Source organism: Mycobacterium sp., assembly GCF_035653355.1.
Lineage (GTDB): Bacteria > Actinomycetota > Actinomycetes > Mycobacteriales > Mycobacteriaceae > Mycobacterium.
The window spans coordinates 1-13,652 of the sequence record NZ_DASRBZ010000274.1; the positions used below are offsets into that span (position 1 = coordinate 1).

Annotated in this window: 16 protein-coding genes; 10 read left to right on the forward strand and 6 right to left on the reverse strand. The window is 66.4% G+C overall.

What is annotated here, in order from left to right:
- Positions 1 to 4 precede the first annotated feature (4 nt).
- On the forward strand, positions 5 to 1,552 hold the full coding sequence (locus tag VFA16_RS09330) for an RNA polymerase sigma factor (protein WP_324967548.1): 1,548 nt from the start codon (positions 5 to 7) through the stop codon (positions 1,550 to 1,552).
- A 36-nt stretch (positions 1,553 to 1,588) separates the two neighbouring features.
- Here the strand turns inward: VFA16_RS09330 and VFA16_RS09335 are convergent, their stop codons facing one another.
- Positions 1,589 to 3,070 (reverse strand): wax ester/triacylglycerol synthase family O-acyltransferase, encoded by a 1,482-nt coding sequence (locus VFA16_RS09335; protein WP_324967536.1) that lies wholly within the window; start codon positions 3,068 to 3,070, stop codon positions 1,589 to 1,591.
- 263 nt (positions 3,071 to 3,333) lie between these two features.
- On the opposite strand from VFA16_RS09335, the gene VFA16_RS09340 reads away from it, so the two are divergent.
- Positions 3,334 to 3,747, forward strand: coding sequence for a RidA family protein (locus tag VFA16_RS09340; RefSeq protein ID WP_324967537.1), 414 nt, complete (start codon positions 3,334 to 3,336; stop codon positions 3,745 to 3,747).
- Here VFA16_RS09340 and VFA16_RS09345 read toward each other — a convergent pair.
- Complete coding sequence (locus tag VFA16_RS09345) at positions 3,696 to 4,061, reverse strand: DUF952 domain-containing protein (protein WP_324967538.1); 366 nt, start codon at positions 4,059 to 4,061, stop codon at positions 3,696 to 3,698. The genes VFA16_RS09340 and VFA16_RS09345 overlap by 52 nt on opposite strands.
- Before the next feature lie 126 nt (positions 4,062 to 4,187).
- Here VFA16_RS09345 and VFA16_RS09350 point away from each other — a divergent pair, with 126 nt between their 5' ends.
- Entirely contained in the window at positions 4,188 to 4,385 is a 198-nt protein-coding gene (locus VFA16_RS09350; RefSeq protein ID WP_324967539.1) for a DUF7455 domain-containing protein, read from the forward strand.
- Positions 4,386 to 4,398: 13 nt separating this feature from the next.
- On the opposite strand, the gene VFA16_RS09355 is transcribed toward VFA16_RS09350, so the two are convergent.
- Positions 4,399 to 4,638 carry a DUF3039 domain-containing protein gene (locus VFA16_RS09355; RefSeq protein WP_324967540.1) on the reverse strand — a complete coding sequence of 80 codons (240 nt, stop codon included), beginning with the start codon at positions 4,636 to 4,638 and terminating at the stop codon, positions 4,399 to 4,401.
- A 58-nt stretch (positions 4,639 to 4,696) separates the two neighbouring features.
- Here VFA16_RS09355 and VFA16_RS09360 point away from each other — a divergent pair, with 58 nt between their 5' ends.
- From VFA16_RS09360 to ideR, 3 genes are all read left to right on the forward strand, one after another.
- On the forward strand, positions 4,697 to 5,119 hold the full coding sequence (locus tag VFA16_RS09360) for a DUF3099 domain-containing protein (protein WP_324967549.1): 423 nt from the start codon (positions 4,697 to 4,699) through the stop codon (positions 5,117 to 5,119).
- 118 nt (positions 5,120 to 5,237) lie between these two features.
- A complete protein-coding gene (gene sigB / locus VFA16_RS09365) occupies positions 5,238 to 6,227 on the forward strand; it encodes a sigma-70 family RNA polymerase sigma factor SigB (RefSeq protein WP_414687677.1) in 990 nt (329 codons plus the stop codon).
- A gap of 125 nt (positions 6,228 to 6,352) precedes the next feature.
- Positions 6,353 to 7,045 (forward strand): iron-dependent transcriptional regulator IdeR, encoded by a 693-nt coding sequence (gene ideR / locus VFA16_RS09370; protein WP_324967542.1) that lies wholly within the window; start codon positions 6,353 to 6,355, stop codon positions 7,043 to 7,045.
- A gap of 2 nt (positions 7,046 to 7,047) precedes the next feature.
- Here ideR and VFA16_RS09375 read toward each other — a convergent pair whose 3' ends face one another.
- Complete coding sequence (locus VFA16_RS09375) at positions 7,048 to 8,106, reverse strand: DUF4192 domain-containing protein (RefSeq protein ID WP_324967543.1); 1,059 nt, start codon at positions 8,104 to 8,106, stop codon at positions 7,048 to 7,050.
- Positions 8,107 to 8,273: 167 nt separating this feature from the next.
- On the opposite strand from VFA16_RS09375, the gene sthA reads away from it, so the two are divergent.
- Positions 8,274 to 9,680 (forward strand): Si-specific NAD(P)(+) transhydrogenase, encoded by a 1,407-nt coding sequence (sthA, locus tag VFA16_RS09380; RefSeq protein ID WP_324967550.1) that lies wholly within the window; start codon positions 8,274 to 8,276, stop codon positions 9,678 to 9,680.
- A 12-nt stretch (positions 9,681 to 9,692) separates the two neighbouring features.
- Here the strand turns inward: sthA and VFA16_RS09385 are convergent, their stop codons facing one another.
- Positions 9,693 to 10,490 (reverse strand): trypsin-like serine peptidase, encoded by a 798-nt coding sequence (locus tag VFA16_RS09385; protein WP_324967544.1) that lies wholly within the window; start codon positions 10,488 to 10,490, stop codon positions 9,693 to 9,695.
- Between the two features lie 214 nt (positions 10,491 to 10,704).
- Between VFA16_RS09385 and VFA16_RS09390 the strand changes: the two genes are divergently transcribed.
- From VFA16_RS09390 to VFA16_RS09400, 3 genes are all read left to right on the forward strand, one after another.
- Entirely contained in the window at positions 10,705 to 11,670 is a 966-nt protein-coding gene (locus VFA16_RS09390) for a PAC2 family protein (protein WP_324967545.1), read from the forward strand.
- An 87-nt stretch (positions 11,671 to 11,757) separates the two neighbouring features.
- On the forward strand, positions 11,758 to 12,780 hold the full coding sequence (locus VFA16_RS09395) for an alpha/beta hydrolase (RefSeq protein WP_324967546.1): 1,023 nt from the start codon (positions 11,758 to 11,760) through the stop codon (positions 12,778 to 12,780).
- 34 nt (positions 12,781 to 12,814) lie between these two features.
- Positions 12,815 to 13,501: a PhzF family phenazine biosynthesis protein gene (locus VFA16_RS09400; protein ID WP_324967547.1), complete on the forward strand. Its 687-nt coding sequence runs from the start codon at positions 12,815 to 12,817 to the stop codon at positions 13,499 to 13,501.
- 13 nt (positions 13,502 to 13,514) lie between these two features.
- On the opposite strand, the gene VFA16_RS09405 is transcribed toward VFA16_RS09400, so the two are convergent.
- The coding region (locus tag VFA16_RS09405; RefSeq protein ID WP_324967551.1) for a heme-binding beta-barrel domain-containing protein at positions 13,515 to 13,652 on the reverse strand (138 nt) is incomplete at its 5' end.

Sequence of the window (13,652 nt, forward strand, 5' to 3'; positions counted from 1 at the left end):
GTACGTGGCAGCGACCAAAGCAAGCCCGTCAACCGATGAGCCGGTGAAACGCAGCGCCACCAAGGCCCCCGCCAAGGCCGGGGCAAAGCGATCCGCGGCAAAGTCCACCAACGGGTCCGCCTCGTCCAAGCGGGCCACCAAGAGCGCCCCCCGGGCAAGCAAGACCACTGCAGCGGCCACCAAAGCCACCAGCGCCAAGACCACGAAGAAGGACCACGCCCCGGCCAAAAGTGCCGCCGCAAAGCCATCGCGGAGCCGCACAAAGAAGGGTACGGAGCCAAAGGATGTCGAGGTCGTCGCCGACGCCCTTGTCGAGGACGTCGACGCCGAGGCGGATCTCGGCGTTGAGCCGGACGCCGACATCGAACCCGACGACATCGATATCGACCCCGCCGACCTGAGTCTCGATGACCTCGAGGACGTAGCGCCCGAGAGCGACGATGCCGAGCTCGAGCAAGCCGACACCGACGACACCGACGCCGCCGCGCCCGCCGTGACCGTCGAAGACACCGTCGAGGACGACGAAGAGATCGCTGAGCCGAGCGAAAAGGACAAGGCCTCAGGCGATTTCGTATGGGACGAAGACGAGTCTGAGGCGTTGCGCCAGGCGCGCAAAGACGCCGAACTCACCGCATCGGCGGACTCGGTTCGCGCGTACCTCAAGCAGATCGGCAAGGTCGCGCTGCTCAACGCGGAGGAAGAGGTCGAGCTGGCCAAGCGGATCGAAGCCGGTCTGTACGCCAGCCAGCTGCTGGCCGAAATGGCCGAGCGCGGCGAGAAGCTTCCGGCCGCCCAGCGCCGCGACATGATGTGGATCTGCCGCGACGGCGATCGCGCGAAAAACCATCTGCTGGAAGCGAATCTGCGTCTGGTGGTGTCACTGGCCAAGCGCTACACCGGCCGCGGCATGGCGTTTTTGGACCTCATCCAGGAAGGCAACCTCGGTCTGATCCGTGCGGTCGAGAAGTTCGACTACACCAAGGGTTACAAGTTCTCCACGTATGCGACATGGTGGATCAGGCAGGCGATCACGCGAGCCATGGCGGACCAGGCGCGCACCATCCGGATACCGGTTCACATGGTCGAGGTGATCAACAAGCTGGGCCGCATTCAGCGCGAGCTGCTGCAGGATCTGGGCCGCGAGCCCACTCCTGAGGAGTTGGCCAAGGAGATGGACATCACGCCGGAAAAGGTGCTGGAGATCCAACAGTATGCGCGTGAGCCGATCTCGTTGGATCAGACCATCGGCGACGAGGGTGACAGCCAGCTCGGCGACTTCATCGAAGACAGTGAAGCCGTGGTGGCCGTCGACGCGGTGTCGTTCACCCTGCTGCAGGACCAGCTGCAGTCGGTGCTGGAGACGCTCTCCGAACGCGAAGCCGGCGTGGTGCGGCTGCGGTTCGGGCTCACCGACGGCCAACCACGCACGCTTGACGAGATCGGCCAGGTCTACGGCGTCACCCGGGAACGCATCCGCCAGATTGAGTCCAAGACAATGTCGAAGCTGCGTCACCCCAGCCGTTCGCAAGTGCTGCGCGACTACCTCGACTGACGCACACCCGCAATGCCGGCTATATTGCCGGCCTGGCTAGCTCGCGTCGCGGGTTATCCTGTCGAGCACTCCGTCGCCATCTCGCTCGAAAACGAACGATGCGGGCTGGGCGCGCGCCGCTGAGTCACCCGCCAGCGCGAGAACCTCGTCGAACCCCTCGAGCAGGCACCGGGTAAACAGTTCCCCATCCTGGACGGCGGCCCTGTCGTAGCGCACGGTGATCGTGCACCAAGCGCCCATGGATAACAGGACGACCGACATCCCCAAACCAGCCAACGAATTAAGGGCATACGTCCGTAGCACCTTTCCGCCGGCAACGTAGACGTCGCCGTCGTATGTAGGCGCATTGCTGGCTGCCGCATCGAAATGTCCAGCGCCACTGACAGTCTCCAGCGCGCGCGCCGGCACGAGGTTCAGAAGTGGTGCGAAGAGACTGCCGATGTTCCGTGCGGGCTCCGCGCGGCGCCGTGTCATCTGCTCGCGAATCTCCCGCATGCGAGCGACCGGATCGGCCGTCCCTGCCGGGGCGGCCAGGTTGATCAGGGCGAGCCGATTGCCGCCGGCAGCGTCTGCGTCGGTGCGCACGCTCACCGGGACGATCACCGGCAGCCTGTCAATCGGTGCGCCGAGCGCCTCGTGATAGCGGCCCAACGCGCCGCACAGCGCCGCCAGGTAGACGTCGTTGATTGAGCCGCCGCCGGCTATGGCAGCCCGTTGCAGGTCTGAAAGCCGGATGTCGAGCGCTTCGCTGCGGCAAGCCAAGCTGCGCTGGCGCAGCAAGGGCGACGGCTCGGCGACCGGGCTCATTACCCGAACACTCGAGCGGGCATGCCCCACGGCGCCCGCCATCGCCGACGCCGGGTTGAGCATCGCCCGGCCGACTGTCGAGATCGCGCCGCACAGCGCTCGCCAGACTGCCCTGACAACGGCGCCGGGCAGGTTTTTGATGCCTTCCAGCATTAAGCCGTTGGGTGACAGATGCTGCGGAGTTGGCGGCGGAGGCAGCGGCTCGGCCGGTGGATCGCGCTGCAGGTCGCAGATCTGCGCGAAAATCTCGAAGCTGCCGATTCCGTCACCGATTGCATGGCCCACGTGGAAGACAATCGCGGCCGTACCATCGGCAAGGCCCTCGACCAGGGTGGCCGTCCACAGCGGCCGCGCGATGTCCAGGGGTGACTGCAGCAGCACGTCGGCCAGATCGAAGACCTCCCGCAGCGTGCCGGGTTCGGAAACGCGCACCCGCCGCACATGAAAGTCCAAGTCGAAGTCCGGATCCACCACCCAGCGCGGTGCAGCCGTCGGCAGGGTGGGCACCACGACCTTCTGCCGCATCCGCAGCACCCGCCGGGAGGCGTTGTCGAAGCAGTCGCGGAACCGGCCCCAGCCTGGGGCGGTGTCGAGAAGGACCACGCCCATGACCGCCGCGCGGGTGCGCGGGTTCACTTCACGCCGATACATCAGATAGTCGAGCGGGCCCAGCTCGGCAGGCAACCCAGCGGCGTCGACGGACTCAACCATCGCGGCCACGCCGCCGGTGCTCGGGTGCCCGTGTCGCCAACGACGTCATGCCAGCCAAGCCTCCTGTCTTAGACACCATCCCGGCCCTGGCATCGCAGGCTAGCCGGGTTGACCCCAGCATCGGAGCTAATCGTGCGATCGCACTCGACGGGCTCGATCGAGCGAGCAATCGGACAGGTCGACTCGAGAGATGAGGTCTCGGCCATCAGCCCCCGGCTGATATTTCGGATGCGTTGACGCCAACGCAGACTTAACGTGACCGCATGTCAGCCAGCCGCATTCTGGTGTCGTCCGGCTCGGATTTCGAAGCAACCGTCGGCTATTCCCGAGCGGTGCGCGTCGGCCGATACGTTGCCGTCGCCGGTACCACCGGCGCCGGACCAGCCGATGACATTGGCGCTCAGACCCGAGATGCCTTACGCCGCATCGCGTTTGCGCTTCAGGAGGCCGGCGCGGCGTTGACCGACGTCGTGCGCACCCGTGTCTACGTCACCGACATCTCGCGTTGGCGGGAAGTCGCCGCGGTGCACGCCGACGTCTTCGGCGAGATCCGGCCCGCGGCCACCATGGTCGAAGTCTCGGCGCTTATCGCGCCGAGCTTGCTGGTGGAAATTGAAGCCGACGCCTACGTCGGCTCGTCGAGCGGCGGAAAGCTGCCGTCCGGACCGGGCCGGTAGGCGGTGACCTTCGTCACGGCGGCGACCGGCAGCGGACCGTACAAGTGCGGGAACAACATCGACTCTGGATCCGTTGGCACGCCCGGTTCCCACCGCACCGGTGAGTCAAGCCGGGCGGGGTCGATATGCAGCAACACCAGATCGTCGCGTCCGCGATAGAGCCGGTTGGCCGGCAGGTGAACCTGCGATGGCGTCGACAAATGGACGAACCCGGCGCTCGACAGCGAGTCGGGGCGAATCTCACCGGAGTTCTGAGCACACGACCACGCCCGCGCCGAGCACAGATGAACCAGTTTCCGCGAGACGAACGTCACACCTCAGACTGCCTCGAGACGCAACTGGAGGGGGCGTGAGAAACGACACACCGGGTACACCTTGGGGAACAAGGCCGAAAGCCGAAACGTCTGAGACAGTGGAGATACGTCAGGAACGGAGAAGCCATGAACGCCACATTGACCAGTCCCGAACTCACCAGGGCTGATCGGTGCGATCGGTGCGGCGCGGCCGCCCGTGTGCGTGCCACGCTGCCGTCCGGCGGTGAGCTTCTCTTCTGCCGGCATCACGCCAACGAGCATGAGGCCAAGCTGATCGAATTGTCCGCGGTGCTAGAAGCCAGCGCGGCGCCGCTGGACGCCTAAGGCACCGAGCGCGTCAGTCCTTGTTGAGCCTCTCGTAAATTCGCTTGCACTCCGGGCAGACCGGAGACCCCGGCTTCGCCGACCGTGTTACCGGAAACACCTCGCCGCACAGTGCGACGACATGGGTGCCCATTACCGCGCTTTCGGCGATCTTGTCCTTTTTGACGTAGTGGAAGTACTTGGGAATGTCGCTGCCGGTACCGTCGTCGACCTGTTCTTCGGTATCGGTGCGCTCGATCGTCTCGGTCTGCATAGCCCATATTGTGCCGCAGACCGGATCCCCAAAACTGCTAGAAGCCGACGCCGACCAATTGTGGGACAGTGGAGAAATGAAGCGCGGCTCGCAGCTGGGTTTCGACGACGACGGTCGACCAGTCCTCATCACCGCCGCCGCACCGTCATATGAGGTGCAGCACCGCGAGCGGGTGCGCAAGTACCTGACCCTGATGGCGTTCCGGGTACCGGCGCTGGTGCTGGCGGCGCTCGCCTACGGCGCCTGGCACAACGGCCTGATCTCATTGCTGATCGTGGCCGCCTCGGTGCCGTTGCCGTGGATGGCGGTGCTGATCGCCAACGACCGGCCGCCGCGACGCGCCGACGAACCCCGGCGCTTCGACAACGTCCCGCGCCGCACGCCACTGTTCCCGACCGCCGAACGGCCGGCACTCGAGCAGCGCAGAGCTGCGCCGCCGCAACCGGACTCGCCGCACTCGGCGGGTGACGGTTCCGCGTAGCCGGCCACTCGCCACAGTTCTCAGGACATTCTCAGGTCGGCGGCACATTCGCGCACGTCAACGGGTGTGAGATAGCCGCCCGGTGGGAACTCATCGCGTGGGTTGGTCGTTGGACCACATGACAGTTCCAGCCGATCGGGAGGGCGCTATGGCACATGCCACCACAAGCCGGATTGACAGCGATCTGGACGCACAGAGCCCAGCCGCCGACTTGGTGCGCGTGTATCTGAACGGCATCGGCAAGACCGCGTTGCTCAATGCTGCCGACGAGGTCGAGCTGGCCAAGCGCATCGAGGCCGGGCTTTATGCCCAGTATCTGCTGGAAACCCGGAAGCGTCTCGGGGAGAACCGCAAACGCGAACTGGCGATGGTGGTCCGCGACGGCGAGGCGGCGCGCCGCCATCTGCTGGAAGCCAACCTGCGGCTGGTGGTGTCGCTGGCAAAGCGCTACACCGGACGCGGCATGCCGCTGCTCGACCTCATTCAGGAGGGCAACCTCGGCCTGATCCGCGCGATGGAGAAGTTCGACTACACAAAGGGATTCAAGTTCTCCACCTATGCCACGTGGTGGATCCGCCAAGCCATCACGCGGGGTATGGCCGACCAGAGCCGCACGATCCGGCTGCCGGTCCATTTAGTCGAGCAGGTCAACAAGCTGGCGCGGATCAAGCGGGAGATGCACCAAAACCTCGGCCGCGAGGCCACCGACGAGGAGCTTGCCGCCGAGTCCGGCATTCCGGTCGACAAGATCAACGACCTGCTGGAGCACAGCCGCGACCCGGTGAGCCTGGACATGCCGGTCGGCTCCGACGAGGAAGCTCCCCTGGGCGATTTCATCGAGGACGCCGAGGCGATGTCCGCGGAGAACGCGGTGATCTCCGAGCTGCTGCATACCGACATCCGCAGCGTGCTGGCCACGCTCGACGAGCGGGAGCACCAGGTGATCCGGCTGCGGTTCGGCCTCGACGACGGCCAGCCGCGAACGCTGGATCAAATCGGCAAGCTGTTCGGTTTGTCGCGTGAGCGGGTTCGGCAGATCGAGCGGGAAGTCATGGCCAAGCTGCGCCACGGCGAGCGCGCCGACCGGCTGCGCTCCTACGCCAGTTAAGGCTGCCAGCTGACACCAGCGACAGACGCCCGCCGCAACCGCGGCGGGCGTCGCGCTGCCTTGGAGTGTTAGTGAACCATTCTCGCAGCTAGGCAAGTAGACTCGGCGGCGATGGAGGGTGCGGAATGAACGAGCTGGTTGACACCACCGAGATGTACCTGCGGACGATTTACGACCTCGAGGAGGAGGGCGTGACGCCGCTGCGCGCGCGGATCGCCGAGCGGCTCGAGCAGAGCGGTCCCACCGTCAGCCAGACCGTGTCACGGATGGAGCGCGATGGGCTGCTGCGGGTGGCCGGCGACCGCCACCTGGAGCTCACCGACAAGGGCCGCGCGCTGGCCGTCGCGGTGATGCGCAAGCACCGGCTCGCCGAGCGGCTGCTGGTCGATGTGATCGGGTTGCCGTGGGAAGAAGTGCATGCCGAAGCCTGCCGGTGGGAGCACGTGATGAGCGAGGACGTTGAGCGCCGGCTCGTGCAGGTGCTCAACAACCCGACCACCTCCCCGTTCGGCAACCCGATTCCCGGGCTGAAGGATCTCGGCGTCGGACCCGGATTCGGCTCCGAAGATGCCAACTTGGTGCGGCTCACCGAGCTGCCGTCGGGCTCGCCGGTGGCCGTTGTCGTCCGCCAGCTCACCGAACACGTCCAAGGCGACATCGATCTCATCACCCGGCTCAAGGACGCCGGCGTCGTGCCGAATGCGCGCGTGACCGTCGAGACCAACCCGGCCGGCGGGGTGACCATCGTGATCCCGGGCCACGAGAACGTGACCCTGCCGCACGAGATGGCCCATGCCGTCAAGGTGGAAAAGGTCTAGCCCTACACCGCCCGCTGACCGAACGCCCGCCGCGGCGGTAGCCGCACCCCGAGCCGCCTCGCCAGTCGATAACCGGTCAGCCCCAATTCGCGGATGCGCTCCGGCCGCAGCCCCGACTGCAACGCCTGATCCAGCATGCCCGCCATCCGGTGCCCGGGCTCACAGCGCAGCGCCGCCTCCAGCGACACCCCGGCCAGCGGCCCGTCGCCGCGGGCGTAGGCGCTGAACGCCAGCAGCACCAGCGCCTCGACCCGCCACGGCTCGGGCAGGCGGCGCGACAGCACCGCCCACAACGACTCGGCCTCGCCGGCATTGACGCCGACTGCAAGGGCATACATCGTGTCGCGAACCTGGACATCGGTCAGCGCGCAGGCCAGCCTCGCCAGCTCGGTCATGCCCAGCTGCCGGTCGTCGGCAATACGCGCAGCGGCCGCCATCATCTCCTCGACGTCGTGGCGCGCTGTTGCATCGGGATCGACGCGATACGCCTCGTCGCGCGCCGCCGCCACTTCGGTGATCGCGGCGGCCAACTCAGCGCTGCCGGCCGTGTCGTCGACCGCGATCACCGATTGCAGATCGGCGCGCCGGGCATAGAGGCGCCGCCCGTCCAGCACCGCCGCCACCGCCAGCGGCGACGCCGACGGATCGTCGATCACACCGCCGGCACCGCATCCGTCGACGCAGCGCCAGCGCCCGCCGCTGGCCACCCGATCCACCAGATGCGCCGCCCATAATTCGATGTCGCGTTGCGACAATGCCTCACTCAGCGCGGTGCACAGTTGGCGGTAGTGCTCGCCACACACCGGGCAGCGCGCCCCATTGGCGTCGATGATCACCGCGATCGCGGCCTCGGGCTCTGCGGCGGCGGCGACCTCGGCAAGATGCCCGACCCGCTCGGTCAGGTCGGCGGAAAGATCCACCCGCATCACCGCACCCATCTCGCCGCGGTCGATCGAGACCAAGACCAGCGATTTTTCCGGCACGAAACCGAGGACGGCCGGTAATGCGGCAATCAGTGCACCGGGGCGGTCGAGTTCAAAGTCGGATCGATGTTTTGTCATGAGCCCCACGCTGGCAACCATCACCGTCAACCAGCACGCCGGCGACCTCACCCAGCGGCGCGGCTGTGGACGAAATCGCGACTGTGTGTCGTGCGATCGTCGGCAGCTCATCGCGGTTCGGGCTGCAGGAACTCCCGAACCGGCGTAGATGTCTACTCATGGGTTCGATGCTGGAATACGACGTCGTCGTCCTCGGGTCGGGGCCGGGCGGGCAGAAGGCCGCTATCGCCGCAGCCAAGCTCGGCAAGACGGTGGCGGTCGTCGAACGCGGCCGGGTGCTCGGCGGGGTTTGCGTCAACACCGGCACGATTCCCTCAAAGACGTTGCGCGAGGCCGTGCTCTACCTCACCGGCATGAGCCAACGTGAGCTGTACGGCGCCAGCTACCGGGTCAAGGACAAGATAACGCCTGCCGACTTGTTGGACCGCACTCAGCATGTCATCGGCAAGCAAGCCGACGTGATCCGAAATCAGCTGATGCGCAATAGGATTGACCTATTCATGGGGCACGCCCGCTTCGTCGATCCGCACACGGTGCTGGTCGAAGATCAAGCTCGCGGAGAGCGAACCACCGTCAGCGGCAACTACATCATCGTCGCCACCGGCACGCGGCCGGCGCGGCCCGCCGGGGTGGAGTTCGACGAAGAACGGGTGCTGGATTCCGACGGGATCCTCGATCTCAAGTCGATCCCGTCGTCGATGGTCGTCGTGGGCGCCGGCGTGATCGGAGTCGAGTACGCATCGATGTTCGCCGCGCTGGGCACCAAGGTGACCATCGTCGAAAAGCGGGAAACCATGCTGGAGTTCTGCGATCCCGAAATTGTCGAGGCCCTGCGGTTCCACTTGCGCGACCTGGCGGTGACGTTCCGGTTCGGCGAAGAGGTGACGGCTGTCGACGTGGGCTCGGTCGGCACGGTCACGACACTGGCCAGCGGCAAACAGATTCCGGCCGAGACCGTGATGTATTCGGCGGGACGCCAAGGCCAGACCGACGACCTCGACCTGGCCAACGCCGGCCTGGAAGCTGACAGCCGTGGACGCATTTTCGTCGACGACCAGTTCCGGACCAAGGTCGACCACATCTACGCCGTCGGCGACGTCATCGGCTTCCCGGCCCTCGCGGCCACCTCGATGGACCAGGGCCGGCTGGCCGCCTACCACGCGTTCGGCGAGCCGACCGACGGCATGACCGAGTTGCAGCCGATCGGCATCTATTCGATTCCCGAGGTGTCGTATGTCGGCGCTACCGAGGTGGAACTGACCAAGGATGCGGTGCCCTACGAGGTCGGGGTGGCCCGCTATCGCGAACTGGCCCGCGGCCAGATCGCCGGTGACTCCTACGGCATGCTCAAGCTGCTGGTGTCCACCGAGGACCTCAAGCTGCTCGGCGTGCACATCTTCGGCAGCAACGCCACCGAGATGATCCACATCGGCCAGGCCGTGATGGGCTGCGGAGGCACTGTGGATTACCTGGTCGACGCGGTGTTCAACTACCCGACGTTCTCGGAGGCATACAAGGTCGCGGCCCTGGACGTCCGCAACAAAATACGGGCGCTCAACCAGTTCCGCCGTTAACCGGCCCGCGACCTAACAGCCGTCGTCGAAATCGGGTGCCGCAGCATCACCTGGGCCGCCCGCCTCGGCACGCGCCAGCAACTGCGCGATGTGCTGATCGAACGGCGCCGAGTACGACAGCTCCTCCCCGCAGCCGCCGCCGTCCAGGCCACCGATCAGCCCGATGACCGTCGACCCGCTGACCCACGGCGCACCGCTGGTGCCGTCGACCAGCCCCGAGCACGGCAAGGAGGGGTAACCGTCTGCGGTGATGCCGGTGCCGGCCTGGCAGCCAATCGGCGTGCCTCCCACACCAGCCGGGTACGCCGTGACGCGGACTTGGCTACCGGGCGCTGGTGCGTTGCCCAACGAAAGCCCTGAGCCGGCCTGCGCCTCGACCGATCCGCCGGCGGCCCGGCTCACCCGAGCAATCGCATAATCGGCGTGCGGATCTCGGCCAGCGACCCAGCGGGGATCGAGATAGACGGCGTCAACGGTCCAGATGTTGTCGGGCGCGGCCTGGCCGGCAAAGCCGGGAACGAACGTGGGTGGGTTGCTCCCGCCCAGGCAGTGCGCGGCGGTCAACACGAGATCGCCTCCACTCGAGCGCAGCACCGAGCCCGTGCAGGTATGCAGGTCGCCGCCGCCGAGGAACACTGCGCCCACCCGCGGGTCGGGAGCTACCGGAGCGGCGACGACCTGCGGAACGGTGTGGCTCGCGCGCTGCTCGTGCGCCGTGGAGGTGCCCGCGGGAGGGGCTGGTTGACCGCAGGCCGACGACAGCAGCGCCAGGCTGACGGGAACAGCCAGCACCGCCGCCATCATTCGCATCGGTATTCATCATGCCCGAGGCCCCTCGACGACGCCGGGCTACGCCTCTACGGCCGCGCCAGCTGCTTTCAGCGGAATGCGGTCCCCCGGCTCCCGTGTTTTCGAAACGTACAGGCGGGCTAACTAATGAGCCGGATCGACTTCTTGGCACCCGTCGATGTGAGGGAAACTGGTGACGTGGCGCGATAAAGCGCCGTGACGAGGAGGCACAACGATGGCCGACGAACGCGAGCAGCCTTATCGCCCTGAGCAGGCGGGGATGTACGAGCTTGAGTTCCCCGCGCCGCAGTTGTCGTCGCCTGACGGCCGAGGGCCGGTTTTGGTGCACGCGTTGGAAGGCTTTTCCGACGCCGGTCACGCAATCCGGCTGGCGGCAGCCCACCTCAAGAATTCGCTGGACACCGAACTGGTGGCGTCGTTCGCGATCGACGAGCTCTTGGACTATCGCTCGCGCCGCCCTCTGATGACGTTCAAGACCGACCACTTCACCCACTACGAGGACCCGGAGCTGAGCCTGTACGCGCTGCACGACAGCGTCGGGACGCCATTTCTACTGCTGGCCGGCATGGAGCCGGATCTGAAGTGGGAGCGTTTCGTCACCGCGGTGCGCCTGCTCGCCGAGCGGCTGGGCGTACGCCAGACCATCGGTTTGGGCACGATCCCGATGGCGGTGCCCCACACGCGACCGATCACGATGACCGCGCACTCCAACAATCGCGAGCTGATCGCCGACTTCACGCCGTGGATCGCCGAAGTCCAGGTGCCCGGCAGCGCGTCCAACTTGCTCGAGTACCGGATGGCCCAGCACGGCCACGAGGTCGTCGGGTTCACCGTGCACGTCCCCCACTATCTGGCCCAAACCGACTATCCGGCCGCCGCGCAGGCGCTGCTGGAGCAGGTGGCCAAGGCGGCTGCGCTTGAGTTTCCGCTGACGGCGCTCACCGAAGCGGCTGCCGATATCCGGGCGAAGATCGACGAACAGGTCGAGTCCAGTCCCGAGGTGGCTCAGGTGGTGGCCGCCCTGGAGCGCCAGTACGATGCGTTCATTGCCGCTCAGGAGAACCGGTCACTGCTGACGCGCGACGGGGATCTGCCCAGCGGCGACGAGCTCGGCGCGGAGTTCGAGCGGTTTTTGGCCCAGCAGGCGGAGAAGAAGCGCAAGGACGACAACCCGAGCTGAGCGTTCCGATCGCGCCAACGACGATGCAGAGCGCAGCGATGAGGAGGAGTGGCGCTTGAGACCGCGCCCGACAGTGGAGTTGGCGACATGAGCAAGCGAAAGCCCAACCTGCGGCCGGTGCGCGAGGTGACGCCGACACTGCAGTTCCGCACCATCCACGGTTATCGGCGCGCTTTCCGGATCGCCGGCTCGGGGCCGGCGATCTTGCTGATTCACGGCATCGCCGACAACTCCACCACGTGGGAAACCGTGCAAGCCAAGCTCGCCCAGCGTTTCACCGTCATTGCGCCGGATCTGCTCGGCCACGGCCGGTCGGACAAACCCCGGGCCGACTACTCCGTGGCGGCGTACGCCAACGGGATGCGCGATCTGTTGAGCGTGCTCGGGATCGACCGGGTCACGGTGGTGGGTCATTCGCTCGGCGGCGGGGTGGCGATGCAATTCGCTTACCAGTTCCCGCAATTGGTCGACCGGCTCGTCCTGGTCGCCACCGGCGGCGTCACCAAAGACGTCAACATCGTGTTGCGCTGCGCCTCGTTGCCGCTGGGTGGCGAAGCTCTGGCGCTGCTGCGGCTGCCGTTGGTGCTGCCGACGCTGCAGGTCGCCGGGCGCGCGGCAGGCCGGCTGTTGGGATCGACCGCCCTGGGCCGCGACCTGCCGGACGTGCTGCGGATACTCGCTGATCTGCCCGAGCCCATGGCATCATCGGCGTTCACCCGGACGCTGCGCGCGGTAGTGGACTGGCGCGGCCAGATGGTCACCATGCTGGACCGATGTTACCTGACGAAATCCGTTCCGGTGCAACTAATTTGGGGTACGGAGGACGTGGTCGTGCCGGTCAGCCATGCATGGATGGCGCATGCGGCAATGCCCGGCTCCCAGCTCGAGATTTTTGAAAACTCCGGGCACTTCCCATTTCACGACGATCCTGACCGCTTCATAGAAGTTGTCGAACGCTTCATCGACACCACCGAGCCGGCCGAATACGACCAGGACATGCTTCGCGAACTGCTCCGAACCGGTGGCGGCGAGCGTACGGTCTCCGGCTCGGTCGATACTCGCGTGGCGGTGATGAGCGCCATGGGTTCCGACGAACGAAGCGCCACCTGATCTTCCGCGGGCACTACGTCGTACAGTCGGCGCCATGGCCATCGACGTCACCGTGCTCCGCGTTTTCACCGACTCCCACGGCAATTTCGGGAATCCGCTTGGCGTCGTCGCTGCCAGTCGCGTGGAATGGCGGCGTCGGCAAACTCTGGCCCACCAATTGGGCTACAGCGAAACGATTTTCGTCGACCCGCCGGCGTCAGGCGGGACGACGGCGCATGCGCGCATCTACACGCCGCTGACGGAGCTTCCTTTCGCCGGCCACCCGGCCGTGGGCGCATCGTGGTGGCTGCGCGAGCAGGGCACACCGATTCGCACCCTGCAGGTGCCGGCCGGAATCGTGCAGGTCAGCTATCACGAGGAACTCACCGCGATCAGCGCCCGCTCAGAGTGGGCCCCGGAGTTCGCAATTCACGAGCTGGATTCGCTCGACCAGCTGGCCGCCGCGGACCCCGCCGACTATCCCGACGATGTTCAGCACTACCTGTGGACCTGGACCGACCGGTCGGCGGGAGCGCTGCGGGCGCGGATGTTCGCCGGCAATTTAGGTGTGCCCGAAGACGAAGCGACCGGCTCCGCCGCGGTGCGGATCACCGACTACCTCAGCCGCGACCTCGTAATCACGCAGGGCAAGGGCTCGGTCATCCAGACCACCTGGCATCCGGAAGGCTGGGTTCAGGTTGCCGGCCGGGTCGTCAGCGACGGTGTGATGTACATCGTGTGAGCGCGACGCGTTCTCAGCTTGTGCGGTGCAGCACGGCGGCCAAGTGATCCTGCACCGGCTGTCCGACCGCGCCCATCCGCACCGAGTACGACAGCTCTTCGCCGCTGATGCGGAACCGGCGGTCCAGGGCGGTGACCTCTTTGGCGCTTGG

What these genes read in the sequence shown, in the direction of transcription:
- VFA16_RS09390 (WP_324967545.1), top strand. Translation starts at nt 10,705, where the DNA reads ATGGCCGACGAACGCGAGCAGCCTTATCGCCCTGAGCAGGCGGGGATG.
- sthA (WP_324967550.1), top strand. Translation starts at nt 8,274, where the DNA reads ATGCTGGAATACGACGTCGTCGTCCTCGGGTCGGGGCCGGGCGGGCAG.
- sigB (WP_414687677.1), top strand. Translation starts at nt 5,238, where the DNA reads ATGACAGTTCCAGCCGATCGGGAGGGCGCTATGGCACATGCCACCACA.
- VFA16_RS09335 (WP_324967536.1), bottom strand. Translation starts at nt 3,070, where the DNA reads ATGGTTGAGTCCGTCGACGCCGCTGGGTTGCCTGCCGAGCTGGGCCCG.
- VFA16_RS09395 (WP_324967546.1), top strand. Translation starts at nt 11,758, where the DNA reads ATGAGCAAGCGAAAGCCCAACCTGCGGCCGGTGCGCGAGGTGACGCCG.
- VFA16_RS09400 (WP_324967547.1), top strand. Translation starts at nt 12,815, where the DNA reads ATGGCCATCGACGTCACCGTGCTCCGCGTTTTCACCGACTCCCACGGC.
- ideR (WP_324967542.1), top strand. Translation starts at nt 6,353, where the DNA reads ATGAACGAGCTGGTTGACACCACCGAGATGTACCTGCGGACGATTTAC.
- VFA16_RS09350 (WP_324967539.1), top strand. Translation starts at nt 4,188, where the DNA reads ATGAACGCCACATTGACCAGTCCCGAACTCACCAGGGCTGATCGGTGC.
- VFA16_RS09355 (WP_324967540.1), bottom strand. Translation starts at nt 4,638, where the DNA reads ATGCAGACCGAGACGATCGAGCGCACCGATACCGAAGAACAGGTCGAC.
- VFA16_RS09375 (WP_324967543.1), bottom strand. Translation starts at nt 8,106, where the DNA reads ATGACAAAACATCGATCCGACTTTGAACTCGACCGCCCCGGTGCACTG.
- VFA16_RS09385 (WP_324967544.1), bottom strand. Translation starts at nt 10,490, where the DNA reads ATGCGAATGATGGCGGCGGTGCTGGCTGTTCCCGTCAGCCTGGCGCTG.
- VFA16_RS09340 (WP_324967537.1), top strand. Translation starts at nt 3,334, where the DNA reads ATGTCAGCCAGCCGCATTCTGGTGTCGTCCGGCTCGGATTTCGAAGCA.